General features: G+C 75.7%; 23 protein-coding genes and 1 riboswitch. Of the genes, 1 reads left to right on the plus strand and 22 read right to left on the minus strand.

Features of this window, described 5'->3' with window-relative positions; all coding sequences use genetic code 11:
• Nucleotides 1-22 precede the first annotated feature (22 nt).
• From AC4OR8_RS09705 to ligD, 11 genes are all read right to left on the minus strand, one after another.
• Complete coding sequence (locus AC4OR8_RS09705) at nucleotides 23-499, minus strand: PH domain-containing protein (RefSeq protein WP_492165353.1); 477 nt, start codon at nucleotides 497-499, stop codon at nucleotides 23-25.
• Entirely contained in the window at nucleotides 483-1,328 is an 846-nt protein-coding gene (hisG, locus tag AC4OR8_RS09710; RefSeq protein WP_492166402.1) for an ATP phosphoribosyltransferase, read from the minus strand. The genes AC4OR8_RS09705 and hisG overlap by 17 nt, the downstream gene beginning before the upstream one ends.
• Nucleotides 1,329-1,396: 68 nt before the next feature.
• Entirely contained in the window at nucleotides 1,397-1,660 is a 264-nt protein-coding gene (locus AC4OR8_RS09715; RefSeq protein WP_492165354.1) for a phosphoribosyl-ATP diphosphatase, read from the minus strand.
• A gap of 67 nt (nucleotides 1,661-1,727) precedes the next feature.
• Complete coding sequence (gene ribH, locus AC4OR8_RS09720; RefSeq protein WP_492165355.1) at nucleotides 1,728-2,216, minus strand: 6,7-dimethyl-8-ribityllumazine synthase; 489 nt, start codon at nucleotides 2,214-2,216, stop codon at nucleotides 1,728-1,730.
• Nucleotides 2,213-3,517, minus strand: a complete 1,305-nt coding sequence (locus tag AC4OR8_RS09725) for a bifunctional 3,4-dihydroxy-2-butanone-4-phosphate synthase/GTP cyclohydrolase II (protein ID WP_492166403.1) — start codon at nucleotides 3,515-3,517, stop codon at nucleotides 2,213-2,215. Before AC4OR8_RS09725 ends, ribH begins: the two co-directional genes overlap by 4 nt.
• Before the next feature lie 53 nt (nucleotides 3,518-3,570).
• Nucleotides 3,571-4,242, minus strand: coding sequence for a nicotinamide riboside transporter PnuC (gene pnuC, locus AC4OR8_RS09730; protein ID WP_492165356.1), 672 nt, complete (start codon nucleotides 4,240-4,242; stop codon nucleotides 3,571-3,573).
• Nucleotides 4,242-4,883, minus strand: a complete 642-nt coding sequence (locus AC4OR8_RS09735) for a riboflavin synthase (RefSeq protein ID WP_492165357.1) — start codon at nucleotides 4,881-4,883, stop codon at nucleotides 4,242-4,244. Before AC4OR8_RS09735 ends, pnuC begins: the two co-directional genes overlap by 1 nt.
• Nucleotides 4,883-5,917: a bifunctional diaminohydroxyphosphoribosylaminopyrimidine deaminase/5-amino-6-(5-phosphoribosylamino)uracil reductase RibD gene (gene ribD, locus AC4OR8_RS09740; RefSeq protein WP_492166404.1), complete on the minus strand. Its 1,035-nt coding sequence runs from the start codon at nucleotides 5,915-5,917 to the stop codon at nucleotides 4,883-4,885. The genes AC4OR8_RS09735 and ribD overlap by 1 nt, the downstream gene beginning before the upstream one ends.
• Before the next feature lie 131 nt (nucleotides 5,918-6,048).
• A riboswitch (FMN riboswitch) is annotated at nucleotides 6,049-6,178 on the minus strand.
• 116 nt (nucleotides 6,179-6,294) lie between these two features.
• Nucleotides 6,295-6,801, minus strand: a complete 507-nt coding sequence (locus AC4OR8_RS09745; RefSeq protein ID WP_492165358.1) for a maleylpyruvate isomerase N-terminal domain-containing protein — start codon at nucleotides 6,799-6,801, stop codon at nucleotides 6,295-6,297.
• Nucleotides 6,802-6,812: 11 nt separating this feature from the next.
• Complete coding sequence (gene rpe, locus AC4OR8_RS09750) at nucleotides 6,813-7,505, minus strand: ribulose-phosphate 3-epimerase (protein ID WP_492165359.1); 693 nt, start codon at nucleotides 7,503-7,505, stop codon at nucleotides 6,813-6,815.
• 130 nt (nucleotides 7,506-7,635) lie between these two features.
• A complete protein-coding gene (ligD, locus tag AC4OR8_RS09755) occupies nucleotides 7,636-8,607 on the minus strand; it encodes a non-homologous end-joining DNA ligase (protein ID WP_492165360.1) in 972 nt (323 codons plus the stop codon).
• Nucleotides 8,608-8,740: 133 nt separating this feature from the next.
• On the opposite strand from ligD, the gene AC4OR8_RS09760 reads away from it, so the two are divergent.
• Nucleotides 8,741-9,463 carry an AAA family ATPase gene (locus AC4OR8_RS09760; protein ID WP_492165361.1) on the plus strand — a complete coding sequence of 241 codons (723 nt, stop codon included), beginning with the start codon at nucleotides 8,741-8,743 and terminating at the stop codon, nucleotides 9,461-9,463.
• Nucleotides 9,464-9,493: 30 nt separating this feature from the next.
• Here AC4OR8_RS09760 and AC4OR8_RS09765 read toward each other — a convergent pair whose 3' ends face one another.
• From AC4OR8_RS09765 to pyrF, 11 genes are all read right to left on the minus strand, one after another.
• Complete coding sequence (locus AC4OR8_RS09765) at nucleotides 9,494-10,843, minus strand: RsmB/NOP family class I SAM-dependent RNA methyltransferase (protein WP_492165362.1); 1,350 nt, start codon at nucleotides 10,841-10,843, stop codon at nucleotides 9,494-9,496.
• Between the two features lie 77 nt (nucleotides 10,844-10,920).
• Entirely contained in the window at nucleotides 10,921-11,898 is a 978-nt protein-coding gene (fmt, locus tag AC4OR8_RS09770; RefSeq protein ID WP_492165363.1) for a methionyl-tRNA formyltransferase, read from the minus strand.
• Nucleotides 11,899-11,963: 65 nt separating this feature from the next.
• Nucleotides 11,964-12,509: a peptide deformylase gene (gene def / locus AC4OR8_RS09775; protein ID WP_492165364.1), complete on the minus strand. Its 546-nt coding sequence runs from the start codon at nucleotides 12,507-12,509 to the stop codon at nucleotides 11,964-11,966.
• 63 nt (nucleotides 12,510-12,572) lie between these two features.
• Nucleotides 12,573-14,687, minus strand: a complete 2,115-nt coding sequence (locus AC4OR8_RS09780; protein ID WP_492165365.1) for a primosomal protein N' family DNA-binding protein — start codon at nucleotides 14,685-14,687, stop codon at nucleotides 12,573-12,575.
• Nucleotides 14,688-15,465: 778 nt separating this feature from the next.
• Entirely contained in the window at nucleotides 15,466-16,662 is a 1,197-nt protein-coding gene (metK, locus tag AC4OR8_RS09785; protein WP_492165366.1) for a methionine adenosyltransferase, read from the minus strand.
• 125 nt (nucleotides 16,663-16,787) lie between these two features.
• Nucleotides 16,788-18,083: a bifunctional phosphopantothenoylcysteine decarboxylase/phosphopantothenate--cysteine ligase CoaBC gene (gene coaBC / locus AC4OR8_RS09790; RefSeq protein WP_492166405.1), complete on the minus strand. Its 1,296-nt coding sequence runs from the start codon at nucleotides 18,081-18,083 to the stop codon at nucleotides 16,788-16,790.
• Nucleotides 18,084-18,090: 7 nt separating this feature from the next.
• Nucleotides 18,091-18,426: a DNA-directed RNA polymerase subunit omega gene (rpoZ, locus tag AC4OR8_RS09795; RefSeq protein WP_492165367.1), complete on the minus strand. Its 336-nt coding sequence runs from the start codon at nucleotides 18,424-18,426 to the stop codon at nucleotides 18,091-18,093.
• A gap of 28 nt (nucleotides 18,427-18,454) precedes the next feature.
• Entirely contained in the window at nucleotides 18,455-19,081 is a 627-nt protein-coding gene (gmk, locus tag AC4OR8_RS09800; protein WP_492165368.1) for a guanylate kinase, read from the minus strand.
• Nucleotides 19,078-19,404: an integration host factor, actinobacterial type gene (mihF, locus tag AC4OR8_RS09805; RefSeq protein ID WP_492165369.1), complete on the minus strand. Its 327-nt coding sequence runs from the start codon at nucleotides 19,402-19,404 to the stop codon at nucleotides 19,078-19,080. The genes gmk and mihF overlap by 4 nt, the downstream gene beginning before the upstream one ends.
• Nucleotides 19,405-19,566: 162 nt before the next feature.
• Entirely contained in the window at nucleotides 19,567-20,046 is a 480-nt protein-coding gene (locus AC4OR8_RS09810; RefSeq protein WP_492165370.1) for a hypothetical protein, read from the minus strand.
• A 96-nt stretch (nucleotides 20,047-20,142) separates the two neighbouring features.
• Nucleotides 20,143-21,015, minus strand: a complete 873-nt coding sequence (gene pyrF / locus AC4OR8_RS09815) for an orotidine-5'-phosphate decarboxylase (RefSeq protein WP_492165371.1) — start codon at nucleotides 21,013-21,015, stop codon at nucleotides 20,143-20,145.
• Between the last annotated feature and the right edge of the window lie 26 nt (nucleotides 21,016-21,041).

Below are 21,041 nucleotides of genomic sequence, written 5' to 3' on the forward strand. Positions count from 1 at the left end.
GGACCGCGCCGGTCCGGTGGGGTCAGCGGTGCAGGTCGCTCACCACGGCGCGCAGCTGGCGCGCCGAGCGCACCGCACGGCCGCCGTCGGAGCCCTGGATGCCCATGACCGCCACCGACGTGCCGTCGGCGAGGTCGAGGGTGACCCACGGGGCGCCGGGCGGCAGGTTGACCGAGACCACCTGGCGCCAGTCGTACTCGCGGCGACGGAAGCCGTTGACGACGACGAGGCGCTCCCGCTCGGCGACCACCCGCGAGCGCACCAGCGCGAACAGGCACGCGTAGCCGAGGGAGCCCAGGACGACCATCGTGCCGATCTGGAACGGCGTGAACTTGCCGCGGGTCTCCGCGTCGAAGCCGAACCACGCCGCGGCGAACATCACCAGCAGGCCGACGCCCAGCACCGCCCCCACCAGCCGCGGGCCCAGCGGGCGCCACGTGTGGGGCAGCGCCGGCGCCGGCTCCCGCACCGGGCGGGGCCGCTCAGAGCCGGGCGGCATGGATGTCGGTGGTGAGGATGCCGCGGGCGCCGACCTGCCACAGCTCGTCCATCAGCCGCTGCGCACCGGCGCGGGGCACCATCACCCGCACCGCCGACCACCCGTCGCGGTGCAGCGGCGCCACGGTGGGGCTCTCGATGCCGGGAGTCAGCGCCACCGCGGCGGTCACCGCCTCGCTCGGGATGTCGTAGTCCATCATCACGTAGCTGCGGGCCACCATCACGCCCTCGACGCGGCGTCGGAACACCTCGAAGCCGTCGGGCGCGGGCGGCTCGGCGCGGGTGATCACCACGGCCTCCGACTCGAGGATCGTCTCGCCGAACACCTCGAGACCGGCCTGGCGCAGCGTGCTGCCGGTCTCCACCACGTCGGCGATGACGTCGGCGACGCCGAGCTGGATGCTGGTCTCCACGGCGCCGTCGAGGCGGATGACGGTGGCGGTGATGCCGCGCTCGGCGAGGAAGGCCCGCACGACGCCGACGTACGACGTGGCGATGCGGGCGCCCTCGAGCTGGGCGACCTCGGTGTAGGTGCCCGCGCGGCCCGCGAAGCGGAACCGGCTGCGACCGAAGCCCAGGCGCATCGCCTCGTGGGCCTTGGCGCCGGAGTCGTGCAGCAGGTCGCGGCCGGTGACGCCGACGTCGAGGGTGCCCTCGCCGACGTACAGCGCGATGTCGCGCGGGCGCAGGTAGAAGAACTCCACCCCGTTGTCGGCGTCGACGAGGGTGAGCTGCTTGGGGTCCTCGCGCTGGCGGTAGCCGGCCTCGCGCAGGATCTCGGACGCCGACTGCGACAGCGAGCCCTTGTTCGGCACCGCCACGCGCAGCAGCGGTGCGGGCACGTCGGAGGCGGCAGCCACGTCAGGGGTCGGGCCGGGGGTGCTGGTCACGGGGGCGCTCACAGGTGGGCGTAGACGTCGTCGAGGTCGATGCCGCTGGCCAGCATCAGGCACTGGGCGTGGTAGAGCAGCTGGCTGATCTCCTCGGCCGTGCGCTCCTTGCCCTCGTGCTCGGCGGCCATCCAGGACTCCGCGGCCTCCTCCACCAGCTTCTTGCCGATGGCGTGCACGCCGGCGTCGAGCTGGGCGACCGTGCCCGAGCCCTCGGGGCGCGTGCGGGCCTTGTCCTGCAGCTCTGACCACAGCTCGTCGAACGTCTTCACGGGGAGCCAGCCTAGGTGGTCGTGGTGGTGGTCGGCGCCGGGGGCGGCACCGCGGGACCGGGCACGCTCAGGCCACCCCGTCGCGACGCAGCCCGCGGAGCACGAGGGCGGTCTGCAGGGCCGCGTGGGTGGCCTCGTGGCCCTTGTCCTCCCGCGAGCCCGGCAGCCCCGCGCGGTCACGCGCCTGGTCGTCGTCGTCGCAGGTCAGCACGCCGAAGCCGACGGCCACCTGGTGGTCGAGGGCCACCCGGGTCAGCCCGTCGGTGGCGGAGCCGCAGACGTACTCGAAGTGGGGGGTGCCGCCGCGCACGACGACCCCGAGGGCGACCACGGCGTGGTAGCCCTGGGCGCCGAGGGCGGCCGCGACGACCGGCAGCTCGAAGGTGCCGGGCACCCGCACCACGAGGGGGTCGGGCACGCCGGCCTCGTCGAGGGCGCGGTGGGCGCCGGCGAGGAGCCCGTCCATCACCTCGGTGTGCCAGCTGGCCGCCACGACGGCGACGCGCAGGTCGGAGCCGTCGACGGGCTCGGGGGTGGGTGCGCCGTGTCCGCTCATGCGTCGGCTCCGTCCGTGAGAGGGGTGGTGGTCGCGCCGGCCGGGTCGAGCACCGGGTCGCGCGCCGGGTCGAGGTCGGGCAGCACGTGGCCCATCCGGTCCCGCTTGGTCAGCAGGTAGCCGAGGTTGTGGTCGTTGGGGTGCGGGGTGAGCGGCACCCGCTCGGTCACGGTGATCCCGAAGTCCTCGAGGTTGCTGACCTTGTCGGGGTTGTTCGTCATCAGCCGCACCCGGGTGACGCCGAGGTCGCGCAGCACCTGGGTGGCGGTGCCGTAGTGCCGGGCGTCGGCGGGCAGGCCCAGGTCGAGGTTGGCGTCCACGGTGTCGCGCCCGCCGTCCTGCAGCGCGTAGGCCTGCAGCTTGGCGACCAGCCCGATCCCGCGCCCCTCGTGGCCGCGCAGGTAGACCACGACGCCGCGACCCTCGGCCTGCACCCGCTCGAGCGCCTCGTCGAGCTGGGGCCCGCAGTCGCAGCGGTGGCTGCCGAAGACGTCGCCGGTCAGGCACTCGGAGTGCACCCGGGTGAGCACCGGCTCGGGGCCGCTGACGTCGCCGTGCACCAGCGCGACGTGCTCGGAGCCGTCGACGGTGATGCGGTAGCCGTAGGCGGTGAAGTCGCCGGCGCGGGTGGGCAGCCGGGTCTCGGCCACCCGCTCGACGAGCGTCTCCACCCGACGCCGGTAGCGCACCAGGTCGTCGATGGAGATCATCGCCAGGCCGTGCTCGTCGGCGAACGCACGCAGCTCGGGGGCCCGCTTCATGGTGCCGTCGTCGTTGACGACCTCCACCAGCACGCCGGCCGGGGTCAGCCCGGCGAGCCGGGCGAGGTCGACGGCGGCCTCGGTGTGGCCGCGGCGCGCGAGCACCCCGCCCTCGCGGTAGCGCAGCGGGAAGACGTGGCCGGGCCGGGTGATCTCCCACGGCTCGGTCGCGGAGTCGGCGAGCACGCGCGCGGTGTGGGCGCGGTCGGCGGCCGAGATCCCGGTGGACACGCCGTCGCGGGCGTCGACCGAGATCGTGTACGCCGTGCGCAGCTTGTCCTTGTTGTGCGGCGTCATCAGCGGGATCTCGAGCCGGTCGAGCATGTCGCCGGGCATCGGCACGCAGATCACGCCGCTGGAGTGGCGGATGGTGAACGCCATCAGCTCGGGGGTCGCCCGGGCCGCGGCGAAGATCAGGTCGCCCTCGTTCTCGCGGCCCTCGTCGTCGACGACGACCACGGCCCGCCCGGCCGCGACGTCGGCGATCGCGCGCTCGACGCTGTCGAGGCGCACTCCGCCGTGCTGCTCCTGCGGGGTCATCGGCGGGAGCGGCGGCAGCGCCGGCTCGGCGTCCTGGCCGGGGTGGGTCTGGCTCATGCGGGTGCTCCTTCGAGGGCGGTCGTCTCCTCGACGACCGTGCGGGTCGCGCGCCACCAGGTGACGAGCCCGGCGACGCAGAAGCCGCCGTAGAACAGGTACATGCCGGCGGTCGGGTAGTAGCCGGCCTGCACGAGGGTCGTGACGCCGACGACGTCGACGGCGATCCACACCAGCCAGAACTCCACCCAGCCGCGCGCCATGCCGTACGTCGCCAGCAGCGAGCCGGTGAGGATGAACGCCTCGGTGGTGGGGCTGTAGGAGCCGATGCGCTCCAGCACGGGGTGGGCCAGCGCGTAGCCGGCCACGCCGAGCGCGAGCAGCTGCAGCCGCTCCGCCCCGCTGGCCCAGCGGGGCGCGATCGCGCCGCCGTCGCTGCCGCCGCGGACGTGGGTCCAGCGCCACCAGCCGTAGAGCCCCGCCAGCGCGAAGAACACCTGGCGTCCGGCCTGGCCCCACAGCGGCTCGGCGACGGTGCCGCTGATCTCGCCGCTGACGAACACGGTGAACAGCAGTGCGTTGCCGACCAGGCCCACGGGCCACGCCCAGGCCAGCCGGCGCATGCCGAGCAGCGCGCTGGCCAGGCCGAAGCCGTTGCCGACCACCTCGCGCACGCTCAGCGCACCACCCCCGACGGGGATGGAGCCGTGCAGGAACCACTCGAGCATCAGTCCTGCTCCCCCAGGCGGCGCACCAGCGCGTCGAGGTGGCCGCCGACGAGCAGCTTCTCCACGTGCTTGGCCAGCACGTCGGCCTCCAGGTTGACGCGGTCGCCGACCTGCCGCGCGCCGAGGGTGGTGCGGGCGAGGGTCTCGGGGATCAGGCTGACGCTGAAGCTGGTGTCGCCGACGTCGACGAGGGTGAGGCTGACGCCGTCGACGGTGATCGAGCCCTTCTCGACCAGGTAGCGGCCCAGGCCGCCCCGCTCGTCGGCGGGCAGCGACACCTCGACGACCTCCCAGTGCTCGCTGGGGCTGCGGCGCAGCACCTCGCCGACGCCGTCGACGTGGCCCTGCACGACGTGGCCGCCGAGGCGCCCGTCGGCGGTCACCGCGCGCTCGAGGTTGACCCGGTCGCCGGGCCGCACGCCGAGCAGGCTGGTCTTGTCGAGGGTCTCCTGCATGACGTCGGCGGTCCAGGTGTCGTCGGTGCGGGCGGCCACGGTGAGGCAGCAGCCGTTGACCGCGATCGAGTCGCCGAGCCCGGCGTCGTCGAGCACGACGGTCGCGCGCACGGTGAGCCGGATGGCGTCGCCCTGCTCCTCGACGGCGGTGACGGTGCCGAGCTCCTCGACGATTCCGGTGAACATCAGGTCTCCTGGGTGGGTGCGGCGGTGGTCGGGCCGGGCGTCATCACGAGCCGCACGTCCGGCTGCTCGCCGGCTTCGTGGTCGAGCACGGTGACGTCGGTGACCACGGGGCGCAACGCCCCCGCGATCGTCGTGATTCCGAGGTCGCCGACGGCGTGGGTGCCGGCGCCGAGCAGCACCGGCGCGACGTAGGCCACGACCTCGTCGACCAGCCCGGCGCGCACGAACGCCGCGGCCAGGGTCGGCCCGCCCTCGAGGAACACCTCGCGGCGCCCCCGCGCGAACAGGTCGGCGAGCACGGCGTACGGGTCGCGGGTGCGCAGGTGCACGGTCTGCGCCGCGTCGTCGAGCACCCGCAGGCCGGGGCGCAGGTCGCGCTCCCCCACCACCACGCGCAGCGGCTGGTGGTCGAGGTCGCGGTCGTCGTCGCCGCGCACGGTCAACCGGGGGTCGTCGGCCTCCACCGTGGCGGTGCCGACCACCACGGCGTCGGCCAGGGCCCGCAGCCGGTGGACGTCACGGCGCGAGCGGGACCCGGAGATCCAGCGGCTGGTGCCGTCGGCGGCCGCGCTGCGCCCGTCGAGGGTGGTGGCGAGCTTCCAGGTGACGAACGGCCGTCCGAGGGACAGGCCGTGCCGCCACCCGCGGTTGAGCCGCTCGGCCCGCGCCCCGAGCAGGCCCACCTCCACCTCGACGCCGGCGGCGCGCAGCGTGGCCGCGCCGCCGGCGGCCACGGGGTTGGCGTCGGGCACGGCCACCACGACCCGGCGCACACCGGCGGCCAGCAGGGCCTGCGAGCAGGGGCCGGTGCGTCCGGTGTGGTCGCAGGGCTCGAGGGTCACCACGGCGGTGGTGCCGCGGGCGGCCGCACCGGCCCGCGCCAGCGCGTCGGCCTCGGCGTGCGGGGTGCCGGCGCCGCGGTGGTGGCCCTCGGCGACGACCGAGCCGTCGTCGGCCAGCAGCACGCAGCCGACGCGCGGGTTGGGCCCGAACGGCACGCCGGGCGTGGCGGCGAGGTCGAGCGCGCGCAGCATCGCGTCGTGCTCGACCGCATCGTGCTCCGGCGGCGTGGTCACCTCGGGTGGCCCCTCTCTGGTCCGCTCACGGACACCGGGGCCGACGGCGGCGACCGACGACGGCACGCGGGCGTGCGTCGACGGGTCACCTGCGTGCACTTCCCATCCGGACTTTCACCGTCGGTCCAGGAGTTCCACCTGGTCAACCGGTCACTGGAGGTGACCGGGTCGCGGACTGTCACCGCCGGCTCGGATTTTCACCGACCCCAGAGCACGCGAGCTGTGTTCACTCGTCGTGAGCAGTCTAGCCGCCGGGGCGCACGCCGCGGGTGTGACCACGCGCACGCGGGTGCGGGCGGGGCTCGGGGGCCCTGGGGACCGGGGCGGGGCAGGGCTCAGGCGTCGGCGGGCAGGGCCCGCCGGCCGTACGGCAGCAGCGCCAGGCCCTGGCGGTCGAGGCCGTCGGTGGCCGCGGCGGCGCCCTCCGGGCGCACGAACCCCTCCTCGAGGTAGAGCCGGTCGCCGGCCTCCCGGGCGAACACCTCGAGGAACGTGAGCTGGTCCTCGCCCAGGCGCAGGTCGGCGTCGACCGCGCGGGCGACGTCCCAGGCGTGCACGGTCAGCTCGAGGGTGTCGTACGGCGCGCCGGCGGCCAGGGCGGCGTCGGTGGGGATGGCCGCGGCGTAGGTCGCCATCAGGTCGGCGGTGCCGGCGGGGTCGGCGGTGGCCAGGCGGGCGCCGAGCGCCTGCTCGTGGCCGTCGAGGACGTGGGTGACCACGTCGGAGACGCTCCACCCGGGGCACGACGGCACCGGCCGGGACAGGTCGGCGGCGCCCAGGCCCTCGAGCACGGCGCGGAACGTGTGGGCGGCACGCAGGTAGGTGGCCTGCAGGGTCGGCACGGGTCGGCTCCTCAGCGCTCGGTGGCGGGCGCGTCGGTCCGGCCGGGCGCCGCGGCCTCGGCGGCGGCGCGCAGCTCGGCCACCATCCGGTCGGGGTCGTCGGCGGAGTAGACCGCGGAGCCGGCCACGAACACGTCGGCGCCGGCCTCGGCGCAGCGCCCGATCGTCTCGAGCGACACCCCGCCGTCGACCTGCAGCCAGGTCTCCACGCCGTGGCGCTCCAGCAGGGCCCGGGCGCGGCGGATCTTGGGCAGGCACAGGTCGAGGAACGACTGCCCGCCGAAGCCGGGCTCCACCGTCATCAGCAGCAGCATGTCGAGCTCCGGCAGCAGGTCGGCGTACGGCTCCACCGGGGTGGCCGGCTTCAGCGCCATGCTGGCCCGGGCCCCGGCCGAGCGGATCTCACGGGCCAGCCGCACCGGCGCCGCGGCGACCTCGACGTGGAAGGTCACCGAGCCGCAGCCGGCGTCGACGTACGTCGGTGCGTGCCGGTCGGGGTCCTCGATCATCAGGTGCGCGTCGAGGGGGACGTCGCTGCTGCGGGCCAGCGCCTCGACCATGGTCGGCCCGAAGGTCAGGTTGGGCACGAAGTGGTTGTCCATCACGTCGACGTGCACCCAGTCGGCGCCACCGATGCGCGCGACCTCCTCGCCCAGGCGGGAGAAGTCGGCGTTGAGGATGCTCGGCGTGATCTGGATGCCCACGGCAGGGATCGTAGTGGCGGCTCGGGCCGACGCGAGCAGGCCCCGGTCCCGCACCACGTCGGGGCGAGTACGCGGTGGCCCGGCCCGGCCCGGTCGCCGGCTCGGTCGTCGCGGGTGCGTCGTCGTCGGGTCAGTCGTCGTCGGGGTCGGGGGGCACGGCGGCGCCGTCGCGCTCGTCGCGGTCGGCCCACTCCAGCAGCGGGGCGAGGTCGAAGGTGTGCCGGCCGTCGTCGAGGCCGGCGTGCAGGTCGCCGAGCTCGGCGAAGCGGGCCGGCACGGTGGCGATGGTGAAGTCCCGGGGGTCGGCGTCGTCCACCTCGTCCCACCGGATCGGGGTGGACACCCGGGCGTCGGGCAGGCCCCGCACGGAGTAGGCCGCGGCGATGGTGTGGTCGCGGGCGTTCTGGTTGTAGTCGGGGAACACCGCCGCGGGGTCGCGGTCCTTGCGCCACCAGGCCGTGGTGACGTCCTGCGGGCTGCGCCGCTCCACCTCGCGGGCGAAGGCCAGCGCCGCGCGGCGCACGTCCGGGAACCCGTGGTCGGGGGCGATCCGGACGTAGACGTGCAGCCCCTTGCTGCCGCTGGTCTTGGGGAACCCGGTGGCCCCGAGCTCGTCGAGCACCTCGTGGGCGACGTGGGCGACGCGGCGCACCGTGTCGTAGTCGGACTCGGGGCCCGGGTCGAGGTCGATGCGCCACTCGTCGGGCTTCTCGGTGTCCTCGCGCCGGCTGTTCCACGGGTGGAACTCGACGGTGCTCATCTGCACCGCCCAGACCACCGCGGCCAGCTCGGTGACGCACAGCTCGTCGGCGGTGCGGTCCCACCGCGGGAAGTGCAGCCGCACGGTCTCCACCCAGTCGGGGGCCCCGGCCGGCAGCCGCTTCTGGTGCACCTTCGGCCCGGCGAGGCCCTTCGGGAAGCGGTGGAGCATGCAGGGGCGGTCCTCGAGGGCGTGCACGATGCCCGGCCCCACCGCGAGGTAGTACTCGACGAGGTCGAGCTTGGTCGCGCCGGTCTGCGGGAAGTAGACCCGGTCGGGGTTGCTGACCCGCACCACCCGGCCGTCCACCTCGACCTCGACGCTGGGTGACGTGGTGGCCATGGCCCGACCCTAGCGACCCCGGCGACCCCGACCACCCGGCCGACGCCGCGGCACGGTCGCCGCCACCTACGTCGGCACGGTCGTCGGCACGGTCGTCGGTGCCGACGTCGGTGCGGCCTCCTACGGTGGGGCCGTGGACTTCGACCAGCCGCCCGTGGTGCGGGTCAGCACCGACCCCGAGCGGCGCCTGCCGGCGGGCCGGTGGCCGATGACCGTGCCGGCCGTGGCCCAGCTCGACCGCGAGGGACTCGACCTCGGACGCGGCGTGACCTTCCTGGTCGGCGAGAACGGCTCGGGCAAGTCGACGCTCGTCGAGGCGGTCGCCATGGCCTACGGGCTCTCCCCCGAGGGCGGCACCCGCAACGGGCAGCACCGCACCCGCCCCACCGAGTCGCCGCTCAGCGGGTCGCTGGTGCTGCAGCGCGGCCTGGGCTCGGGCCGGTGGGGGTTCTTCCTGCGCGCCGAGACCATGCACGGCTGGTACACCTACATGGACGACCACCCGGGCCCCCACGACCCCGTGTTCCACGAGATGAGCCACGGCGAGTCGTTCCTCGCGGTCCTGGAGCACCGGTTCAACGGCTCGGGGCTCTACTGCCTCGACGAGCCCGAGGCCGCGCTGTCGTTCTCCTCCACCCTCGGCCTGGTCGCCGCGCTCGACCGCGTCGTGCACGACGGGGGGCAGGTGCTGTGCGCCACCCACTCCCCCGTGCTCGCCGCGATGCCGGGCGCCCGCATCCTCGAGGTCGGCGAGTGGGGCCTGCGCGAGGCCGCCTGGGAGGACCTCGAGCTGGTGCAGCACTGGCGGCGCTACCTGGAGGCCCCGCAGCGCTACCTGCGCCACGTCCTGGGGTGAGCGGTGTCCCGGTCCCGGTCCTGGCCCGGGTCAGCCGGTGCGGCGCAGCAGTGCCATGAACATGGCGTCGGTGTCGTGGCGGTGGGGCCACAGCTGCACGGTGCCGGCCAACGGTCCGGCGCAGTCGGGCACGTCGGGCAGCAGCGGGGCCAGGTCGTCGAGGCGGACGTCGGGCCGCTGGGCCAGCACCGACGAGACCACCTCGGCGGTCTCGCTGAGGACGGGCGAGCAGGTGGCGTAGAGCACCACACCGCCGGGACGCACCAGGTCGAGCGCAGCGGTGACCAGCGAGCGCTGCAGCAGCACCAGACCCAGCAGGTCGTCGGGACGGCGGCGCCAACGCGCCTCGGGACGGCGCCGCAGCGCACCGAGCCCGGTGCACGGCGCGTCGACCAGCACCCGGTCGTAGGAGGCGTCCGGCCACGGCGGGCGGGTGCCGTCGGCCGTGACCACCCCGATCACGCCGGGCGAGCCGGCCAGCGTGCGGGCGACCAGCCGGGCGCGGTGGGGCTGGCGCTCGCCGGCCACCAGCCCGGCGCCGCGCTGGGCGGCGAGCCCCGCCAGCAGCGCGCTCTTGCCACCCGGTCCGGCGCAGACGTCGAGCCACCGGGCGTCGGCGCCGTCGAGGGGTGCGGCGGCCAGGGTGGTGGCCACCAGCTGGGAGCCCTCGTCCTGCACGCCGGCGCGGCCCTGCGCCACTGCCGGCACCTCACCGGGGTCTCCGCCGTCGAGCACGGTGCCGTGGGGAGAGAACCGGGTGGGGGTGCCGGGCAGCTCGGCGCGCTCGCTACGCCCCGGCCGCGCCACCAGCGTGACGCGGGGCGAGACGTTGTCGGCGGCGAGCAGGGCGGGCAGCTCGTCGGCGCGCTCGGCGCCCAGCGAGCGACGCAGCGCCGCCACCACCCACGTCGGGTGACTCCACGCGACGGCGGCCTGCGTGTCGTCGGTGGCCGCCCGGGGTGCCAGCTCGGCGAGCCAGCCGTCGAGGTCGCGCTCGCTCACGCGGCGCAGCACGGCGTTGGTGAAGCCCCCGGCCCCGAAGCCCACCTTGGCGCGCACCAGCTCGACGGTGGTGCTGATCGCGGCGTGGTCGGGCACCCGCATGGCGAGCAGCTGGTGGGCGCCGAGGCGCAACGCGTCGAGCACCTTGGCCTCGATCTTGCGCAGCGGCCGGTCGGCGCAGGCGGCCAGCACGGCGTCGTAGGTGCCCTGGCGGCGGATGGTGCCGGAGACGAGCTCGGTGGTGAACGCCGCGTCACGTCCCGACAGCCCGGCCTCACGAAGCACCGAGGGCAGCACCAGGTTGGTGTAGGCCCCGTCGACTCGCACGGCCTTCAGCACCTCGAGGGCGGCGGTGCGGGCGGGGTCTGCCGCCGCCACCCGCGACGTCGGGCCGCCCGGTCGACCTCGGCCGCCGGGCGGGCGCGCACCGGGGGTGCGCCGACCGGCCGGCCCGCTCATGCGTCCGGGGCGTCGGCGGTGGGGGCCGTCTCGGCGGGGGCGTCGCGGGTGTGCGGGTCGAAGCGCATCCCGCTCTCGAGGCGGGCGCCCCGGGCCCAGTCGGCGGCCGGCATCTGCTTCTTGCCGAACGGCTTCACCTCGCCCAGGCTCACCGCGTGGGTGCCGGTTCCGACGACGACGTGCCGCTTGCCGACCACCAGCTCGCCGGGCGGCAACGCACCGTCGGTGGTGGTGACCGGGCCGATCTTGACCCGCTCGCCGCAGAACGTCGCCCACGCTCCCGGCCCGGGGGTGCAGGCCCGCACCCGTCGGTCGACGGCGGCCGCCGGCTCGGCCCAGTCGACCTCGGCGTCCTCGACGAGGATCTTGGGAGCCACGCTCACGCCGTCGGTGGGCTGCTCGCGGGCCACCAGCGAGCCGTCGGCGATCCCGTCGAGGGTCGCGACCAGCAGGCCGGCACCGCCCTCGGCGAGCCGGCCGAGCAGGTCACCGGCGGTGTCGGTGGCCCGGATGCGCTCGGTCATCACGCCGAACGTCGGACCGGCGTCCATCGCCTTGACGATGCGGAAGGTGGTGGCCCCGGTGACCTCGTCGCCGGCCCAGACGGCGTGCTGCACGGGCGCGGCACCGCGCCAGGCCGGCAGGCACGAGAAGTGCAGGTTGACCCAGCCGTGCGGGACCAGGTCGAGCGCCGACTGCGGCAGCAGCGCACCGTAGGCCACCACCGGGCAGCAGTCGGGCGCCAGCGCGCTCAGCGCGGCCTGGAACTCGGGGTCGCGCGGGTGCTCGGGCTTCAGCACCGGCACGCCGAGCTCCTCGGCGCGCTGCGCCACCGGGCTCGCGGTGAGCCGGCGCCCGCGGCCCGAGGGCGCGTCGGGGCGGGTGACGACCCCGACCAGCTCGTGGTCGGAGGCGGCCACCGCGTCCAACGACGGGACGGCGACCTCGGGGGTGCCGGCGAAGACGACTCTCACGGTGCTCCTGGGGGTCGGGCGGAAGCTGCTGGGCGGTGCTGGGCGGTGCTAAATACGTGGGGCCGCTAGAGCCCGAGGCCGCGGGTGGGGTGGGGGCTGAGCCTGACCGCGGGTCGCTCGACACCGAACCACTCCGCGGCGCGGATCTCGCGCATGGCCGCCTTGCGGGCCTCGGCGTCGAGCCGGTCGACGAACAGGACGCCGTCGAGGTGGTCGGTCTCGTGCTGCACCGCGCGGGCCAGCAGGTCGCTGCCGGTGATGGTCAGCGGCTCGCCGTGCACGTCGAAGCCGCGGGCGACCACCGACCGGGCGCGGGTGCAGTCGAACGACAGGTCGGGGATCGAGAGGCAGCCCTCGGGGCCGTGCTGCTGCTCCTCGGAGAGCTCGAGGACGGGGTTGACCAGGTGGCCGGTCTCGCCCTCGACGTGCCAGGTGAAGACCCGCAGGCCCACCCCGATCTGGGGCGCGGCCAGCCCGGCGCCGGGGGCCTCGAGCATGGTGTCGGTGAGGTCGGCGACCAGGCGCCGCAGCTCACGGTCGAAGTCGACGACCTCGCGGGCGGGCTTGCGCAGCACGGGATCGCCGAAGAGGCGGATCGGCTGGACGGCCACGGTGCTCCTTGCGGCGCCCCCGGGGGCGCCAGGTCGACGACGGGAGAAGTCTAGGCGCGCTCGTCACCCGAGGGCGGCCGGGTCGACCTGCACCCGGACGGGGTCGAGCTTGCGCGCCGAGCGCAGCCGCTGCAGGTCGCCCAGCGCGCGCGAGAGCGCCGCGCCCTGGGCCCGCGGCACCCGCACCACCACCCGCTCCGCGCCGTCGTCGTCGGCCACCGGGCCCAGCACCTCCGCGCCCGGCGGCGGGTCGAGCAGCACCAGCGCGTCGTCGACCGCGCCGGCGTCCCCGCTGATCGTGGCCAGCCGCGACGCCGGGGGCAGGTGGGCGGCGCGCCGCTCCTCGGCCTCCCGCTCGGCGAACCCGGCGGGGTCCCAGCGCACCAGGGCCTGCAGCGCCGGGTGGGCGGGGTCGCCGACGGCCAGCGCCCGCCCGCCGGGGCGCACCAGGCCCACGGCGTTGGCCCACCGGCGCAGCGCCTCCTCGGCGGTGCGCAGGTCGGTGCGGGCCAGCGCCAGCCAGGTGTCGAGCAGGACGACGGCGGCGTACCCGCCCTCCGCGACCGGCTCGGCCCCCGGGGTGGCCACCACGATGGCGGGGCGGGCGTCGACGTGGGTGAGCACGCCCGCCGGCGCCGACCCGCCACCGGGGCCGCCACCGGGGCCGGCGACCGACGACGTGCGGACCAGCGTGCCGGGGAAGGAGCGGCCGAGCTCCTCGGCGGTGCGCGCGTCGCCGACCACGGGCGCCCGCAGGCCGTGGTGGCCGCACTCGGCGCAGGTCCAGCCCGGGGCGGGCGTGGCGCACCAGCCGCACCGCGGCGGGTCGGCGGCGCCGGCCAGCCGCAGCGGGCCGGTGCACACCGCGCAGCGGGCCGGGGTGCGGCAGCGCTCGCAGGCCAGCGACGCGGCGTACCCGCTGCGGGGGGTGGAGACCAGCACCGGCCCCGTGGTCAGCGCGTCGCGCACGAGGTCGCGCACCTGGGTGGGCAGCCGGGCGGTGCGGGCATGGGGGTCGCGGCGCAGGTCGTGCTCGGTGGCGCCCGCGACGCCGACGGTGACCGCACGGCGCAGCACCGCGCGGTCGGGCACCAGCTCGTGGGCCCAGCCGGTGCGCACGAGGTGGTCGGCCTCGACGGTGCGGGCGAAGCCACCGACGAGCACCGCGCAGCCCTCGGTCTCGGCGCGCAGCAGCAGCACCTCCCGCACGTGGGGGTAGGGCGCCCGCAGCTCGGCGTGGTCGTCGTCGCCGTCGTCCCACACCGCGAGCAGGGCGGGGTCGGGCACGGGGGCGAACGCGGCGGCGCGGGTGCCGACCGCGATGCGCCGCTCGCCGCGGGCGAGCTGGAGGAAGGCGCGGTAGCGCCGGGCCGGACCGGCGTCGGCGGTCAGCACGGCGTGCTGCGGGGGGCCGCCGGCCTGCTCGGCCAGCGCGTCGAGAGCGGCGGCCACCCGGGCGACGTCCTTGCCGTCGGGCAGGCACAGCACGGCGGCCCCCGGCGCGCACCACGCGGCGTGCGCCAGCAGGGCCGGCCAGTCGGCCCCGGGCGGCGGCCCCCACACCGCCCGGGGCGCCCCGCCGTCGTGCAGGTGGCGCAGCCAGGCCGCGCCGTGGGTGTGCGCGGCCCAGGCCTCGGTGGCGGCCGCCAGGGCGGCCGCGGCGGCCGCGCCGGTCGGCCGGGGCGCCGCAGGGCCGGCGGGCTCCTTCTCGGTGGTGGCGTGCCGCGGCGGCACCGCGAGGCGCAGGACGTCGGCGCGGGCGCCGGCGTAGCGCTCGGCGACGGCGGCCGTGAGCGCGGCGACACCCGGGGTCAGCACCGGCTCGGCGCTGACCACCCGGCGCAGCGGCTGCAGCGCGCCGACGTGCGACGACGACGCGGCCCGCTCCACGACGAACCCGTCGACGTCGTGCCCGGCGAAGCGCACCTTGACCCGCACCCCGGGCCGGGCGTCGTCGGCCATCGTCACCGGGACGGCGTAGTCGAAGGGCCGGTCGAGGTGGGCCAGCGGCACGTCGACCAGCACCCGGGCGACCGGGTCCACCTCCGCGACCTCGACCTCGCCGGCCTTCCGCGCCCGCGTCGCGCGCGCCTTGGCCTGCGACTCCTTCAGCGTGGCGCGCACCAGCCCGGGAAGCAGCTCGGGCTGCTCCTCCGAGGCCGGTCCGGTCGTGGTCACGGGCTGTTGTCTACCAGCGCTCACCGACGTCACCGGCCAGCAGGCAGCGAGGAACGAGCTGCCTGCGTGGGCCGGGCAGGTCGAGCAAGCCCCGCGCCCGAGGAACGAGGGCGCGACGGGCGGGTCGAGACCACCGCAGCCGGTGCCGGGACCCGACCACGACAGTCGGGGGTCTCGATACACCTCGTCGCTGGCGCTCCTCGGCACTCGACCAACGAGTGGGGTCACCGGGCAGCAGGCAGCGAGGAACGAGCTGGCTGCGTGGGCCCGGGGAGGTCGAGCGAGCCCCGCGCCCGAGGAACGAGGTCACCGGGCAGCAGGCAGCAAGGAACGAGCTGGCTGCGTGGGCCCGGGGAGGTCGAGCGAGCCCCGCGCCCGAGGGACGAGGGCGCGACGGGCGGGTCGAGACCACCGCAGCCGGTGCCGGGACCCGACCACGACAGTCGGGGGTCTCGATACACCTCGTCGCTGGCGCTCCTCGGCACTCGACCAACGAACGAAGCCGGCGCTCCTCGGCACTCGACCGAACGGGGGTGGCGCTCCTCGGCACTCGACCAGCGAGGGCTGGCGCTCCTCGGCGCTTGACCAGCGAGGGGTGGCCGTCCTCGGCACTCGATTGGCGAACGACGGCCGCCCGGTGACGGCCGGTGCCCGACCACCGCGCAACGCCCAGGTGCCGACGTACGCGGGACCGGTCGGCCGAGACCCGCACCTGTCGGCCCGTGCGTCGGCCGACAGGTGCGGGTTTCGCCAGCCGGCTGGCGAAACCCGCGAGCCGTCAGCCCCGCAGGGCGGCGGTGAGGGCGTCGGCGCGGTCGGTGCGCTCCCAGGTGAACTCGGGCAGCTCGCGACCGAAGTGGCCGTAGGCGGCGGTGCGGGCGTAGATGGGCCGCAGCAGGTCGAGGTCGGCGATGATCGCGGCGGGGCGCAGGTCGAAGACGTCGAGCACGGCCTGCTGGATCTGCTCGTCGGGCACGGTGCCGGTGCCGAAGGTCTCGATGAAGACGCCGACCGGCTGCGCCTTGCCAATGGCGTAGGCCACCTGCGCCTCGCAGCGGCGCGCGAGGCCGGCGGCGACGACGTTCTTGGCCACCCAGCGCATGGCGTAGGCCGCGGAGCGGTCGACCTTCGACGGGTCCTTGCCGGAGAAGGCACCGCCGCCGTGGCGGGCCATGCCGCCGTAGGTGTCGACGATGATCTTGCGCCCGGTCAGCCCGGCGTCGCCCATGGGGCCGCCGACCACGAAGCGGCCGGTGGGGTTGACCAGCAGGCGGTAGCCCTCGGAGGAGATGTCGAAGGAGGCCAGCACGGGGTCGATCACGTGCTTCTTGATGTCGGGCTGCAGGACGGTGGCGAGGTCGACGTCCTCGGCGTGCTGGGTGGAGAGCACGACGGTGTCGATGCGCACGGGCCGGTTGTCGGCGTCGTACTCGATGGTGACCTGGGTCTTGCCGTCGGGACGCAGGTACTCCATCGTGCCGTCCTTGCGCACCTCGGAGAGCCGCTCGGAGAGCACCTGCGCGATCTTGATCGGCAGCGGCATCAGCTCGGGGGTGTCGTCGCAGGCGTAGCCGAACATCAGGCCCTGGTCGCCGGCGCCCTGCTTGTCCATCGCGTCGACGGACTCCTCGAGGCGCGACTCGTAGCCGGTGTCGACGCCCTGGGCGATGTCGCCGGACTGCCCGCCGATGGCCACCATGACCCCGCAGGAGGCCCCGTCGAAGCCCTTGTCGGAGTGGTCGTAGCCGATCTCGAGGATGCGGCGGCGCACGACGTCCTTGATGTCGACGTAGCCGGTGGTGCTGACCTCGCCGGCCACCACGACCAGGCCGGTGGTGAGCAGCGTCTCCACCGCCACGCGCGCGTGCGGGTCCTGCTCCAGCAGGGCGTCGAGCACCGAGTCGCTGATCTGGTCGGCGATCTTGTCCGGGTGACCCTCGGTCACGGACTCCGAGGTGAACAGACGTCCGGGCACAGTGCTTCTCGCTCTCGTTCGACGGGTGCTGCAGGGTTTCGGCAACCTTAACGAGCCTGCCCCACCGGGCGACGGCGGTCTCAGGCGGGCCGGACGGTCTCGGGCGCGCCGGTCAGGGCCGTTGGTCAGGGCCGCTGGGCGGTGAGGGCGACGACGGCGTCCCAGACGGCGTGGGCCACCTGCGCCTTGGCGCCGTGGGGCACCGCGGTGGCGGACCCGTCGGCGCCCAGCACGACGGCCTCGCTGTCGGGGCTGCCGAACACCGCGCCCCCGCTGACGTCGTTGACGACCAGCAGGTCGCAGCCCTTGCGGGCCAGCTTGGCGCGGGCCAGGTCGAGCACCGACCCGGTGGCGTCCCCGGTCTCGGCGGCGAAGCCCACCACGACCGAACGACGTCCGGGTGCGTGGGCGATCTCGTGGAGGATGTCGGGGTTCTGCACCAGCGCGACGTGCGGCGCGGAGCCGTCGTCGGACTTCTTGATCTTGTCGGTGCTGACGTCGGTGGGCCGGAAGTCGGCGGGCGCCGCGGCCATCACCACCACGTCGGCGTCGCCGGCCACGGCGAGCACCTCGCGGCGCAGCTCGGCGGTGGTCTCCACGCGCACGACGTCGGCACCGGCGGGGTCGGGCAGCGCGACGTTGGCCGCGACCACGGTGACCCGGGCGCCGCGGGCGAGCGCCGCGCGGGCGAGCGCCCAGCCCTGCAGGCCCGAGGAGCGGTTGCCGAGGTAGCGCACCGGGTCGAGCGGCTCGCGGGTGCCGCCGGCGGAGACCACGACGTGCCGCCCGGCCAGGTCGGCCCAGTCGACCCGGTCGACCGGGCCGGCGGGGCCGGCGGAGACCGCCGCGCGGGCCAGCACGCCCGTGGCGACCTCGAAGATCTCGGACGGCTCGGGGAGGCGGCCCTTGCCGGTGTCGGCACCGGTCAGCCGGCCCGCGGCGGGCTCGAGCACCAGCACGCCGTGCGAGCGCAGGGTGGCGACGTTGGCGCGGGTGGCGGGGTGCTCCCACATCTCGGTGTGCATCGCGGGGGCCATCACCACCGGGCAGCGGGCGGTGAGCAGGGTGCTGGTGAGCAGGTCGTCGGCCATGCCGTGCGCGGCGCGGGCCAGCAGGTCAGCGGTGGCGGGCGCGACGACCACCAGGTCGGCGTCCTGACCGAGGCGGACGTGGGGCACGCGGTGCACGTCGGTCCACACGTCGGTGGCCACGGGGTGTCCCGACAGCGCGGCCCAGGTGGGGGCGCCGACGAACTCCAGCGCCGCGGCGGTGGGCACGACGGTGACGTCGTGGCCCGACTCGGTGAGGCGGCGCAGCAGCTCGCAGGCCTTGTACGCCGCGATGCCGCCGGCCACGCCGAGCACGACGCGAGGCCGCCCCCCGGATCGGGGGGCGGCCTCGCGGGTGGTGCCGGTGCTCAGGGGACGATCACTCGTTGCCGGGGGCGAACGAGGCGTCGATGGCGGCGGCCTTGGCCGCGGCCTCCTCGGCGGCGAGCTCGGCCGGGTCGACGTCCTCGCAGGTCAGCAGGTCGTCGTTGATCTCGCGCAGCGCGATCGACAGCGGCTTCTCCTGCACGTGGGTCTCCACGAGGGGGCCGACGTACTCGAGCAGGCCCTCACCGAGCTGGGAGTAGTAGGCGTTGATCTGGCGGGCACGCTTCGCGCTGTAGAGGACCAGCTTGTACTTGCTGTCGGTCTTGGTGAGCAGGTCGTCGATCGAGGGGTTGGTGACACCCTCGGCGGCGATGTTGGGAGCAGACACGCGTAGGCCTCGCTGGGGTTGGAACGGGTCAGGGCCGGTCGGGCCGTGACGGCTCCTGCTGGAGCATCATCAACGTTACCAAGTCGTCGGCTGCAGCGTGAACTTCGTGGTTGACCACGGTGACGTCGAACTCCGGCTCGGCGGCCAGCTCCTCGCGGGCGGTCACCAGGCGGCGCTCGCGCTCCTCGGGGGTCTCGGTGCCGCGACCGACCAGCCGACGCACCAGCTCGTCCCAGCTGGGCGGCTTGAGGAACACGAACAGCGCCTGCGGCATGGTGCCCCGCACCTGCCGGGCGCCCTGCAGGTCGATCTCGAGCATCGCGGGGCGCCCGGCGGCCAGCGCCTCCTCCACCGGACGGCGCGGGGTGCCGTAGCGGGCGCGGCGGTGGACCACCGCCCACTCCAGCAGCTGGTCGTCGGCGACGAGCCGGTCGAACTGCTCGTCGCTGACGAACTGGTAGTGCACGCCGTCGACCTCACCGGGGCGCGGGGCGCGGGTGGTGGCCGAGACCGAGATCCACACGTCGGGGTGGAGGTCGCGCACGGCGGCCGCCACGGTGCCCTTGCCGACGGCGGTGGGCCCGGCCAGCACCAGCAGCCGGGTGGGCCGACCGGTCGTGGACGACGTCGGGAGGGAGGTCGGGACGTCGCTCACGGGGTGTCTCGGGAGCCGAACTCCCGCTCGAGCGCGGCGACCTGCTTGGTGCCGAGCCCCCGCACACGCCGGCTCTCGGCGATGCCGAGCCGCTCCATCACCTGGCGCGCGCGCACCTTGCCCAGACCGGGCAGCGACTGCAGCAGGTCGACCACCTTCATCTTGCCGACGACCTCGTTGACCTGGCCCTCGCGCAGCACGTCGACGATCGAGGCCCCGGAGTTCTTCAGCCGGTTCTTCACCTCCGCGCGCTCCCGCCGCGAGGCGGCTGCCTTCTCGAGGGCGGCCTGACGCTGCTCAGGCGTGAGCGGGGGGAGAGCCACGGGCGTGGAGTCCTTCGATCGGTGGCGGGGCGAGGGCAGGGTCAATCTAGTCAGACGGCGCGGGCGGCGGCAACGAGGCCCCTCCCCGCCGACCGGCCCTGCCGGCGAGCCCTGCCGACGACCGGTCGTCACCGGCGCCGAGCGGCCGCGCCCGGGCGCCGTTCACAGGCTCAGCGGGGTCTGGCAGACGTCGAGCACCTGCTGCTGCACCGCCGCCAGGGCGTCGCCGGTGACCGGCGAGGCCAGCCCGTCGGCCGCGGCCTGGATGGCGGCGGCCTCGTCGTCGGTGAGGTCCTCGGGCGGCGCCGCGGGGTCGTAGTCGTCGGGGTCGACGCCGGCGTCGGTGAGCGCCTCGTCGAGCGCCTCGAGCCGGTCGACCACCTGCTGCCACTCGTCGGCGACGTCGTCGGGTGCGGTGGCCTGCAGCTCGCGCAGCTCGGGCAGGACGCCGATCAGCGCGCCGGGACCGCCGTCGGCGGTGGCCTCGGTCATCGCGCGCTGGTTGTCCTCGACCGTGCCGCAGTAGTCCTCGCCGCAGCCCGTGGCCAGCAGCGCGGTGCCCACCAGCACCGCCACGACGGGCACCGTTCGTCCGGCGCGCCACCGCGCGACGCGTCGGGGGCGGGGTCGGCGGGTGGTCACGGGTGCGAACCTAGCCTGCCGCCCACCCCGCCGGGCCGGGTGCGCACGGGTCGAGAGGTGGTCAGGCAGGGGCCGGGCGGGGGCCGGGCGGTCGGGTCAGGCCAGCGCGGCCAGCAGGTCGCGGGTGCGCTCCACCTCGGCGCGCATCCGTGCGGCGTCGGGCCCCAGCCGCAGCACCTCGCGCGAGGAGCTCGCCAGCACCGCCGGCGCCGCGGCCCCGAACACCCGCACCAGGTCGTCGACGGTGCCGCCCTGGGCGCCGAACCCCGGGGCCAGCAGCGGCCCGCCCACGACCAGGTCCTCCCCCGCCGGCTCGACGGTCGCCCCGACCACCGCACCGAACGACCCCAGGACCCCCGCAGCGGCGGTCCCGGCGGTCCCGGTGGTCCCGGCGTCCTCGGCGTTCAGGTCGCGCAGGTGGTCGAGCACCGTGGTGGCGACGGTGCGCCCGTCGGCGCCGACGGCCCGCTGCACCTGGGCGCCCTCGGGGTTGGAGGTGAGCGCGAGCACGAAGAGCCCCGCGCCGTGGCGCCGGGCCGCGTCGACGAACGGCGCCAGCGAGCCGACCCCGAGGTAGGGGCTCACGGTGACCGCGTCGGCGCCCAGCGGGGAGGCGGGGTCGAGGTAGGCGTCGGCGTAGGCCTGCGAGGTGGAGCCGATGTCGCCGCGCTTGGCGTCGACGAGCACCAGCGCACCGGCCTCACGAGCGGTGGCGACCACCCGCTCCAGCACGGCCACGCCACGGGAGCCGAAGCGCTCGAAGAACGCCGACTGCGGCTTGACCACCGAGCAGGTGCCGGCCACGGCCTCGACGGCGCCCAACGCGAAGCGCTCGAGGCCGGCGACGTCGTCGGTGAGGCCCCAGGCGTGCAGCAGCGCGCGATGGGGGTCGATGCCGACGCACAGCCGGCCGCGCGCCTCCAGCGCGTCCTGCAGGCGGGTGCCGAACGGGGTGGGTGCGGGGCTCATGCGGGGTCCTCTCCGGGGCGGTGCGC

This window comes from Nocardioides sp. FY1077, assembly GCF_058681775.1.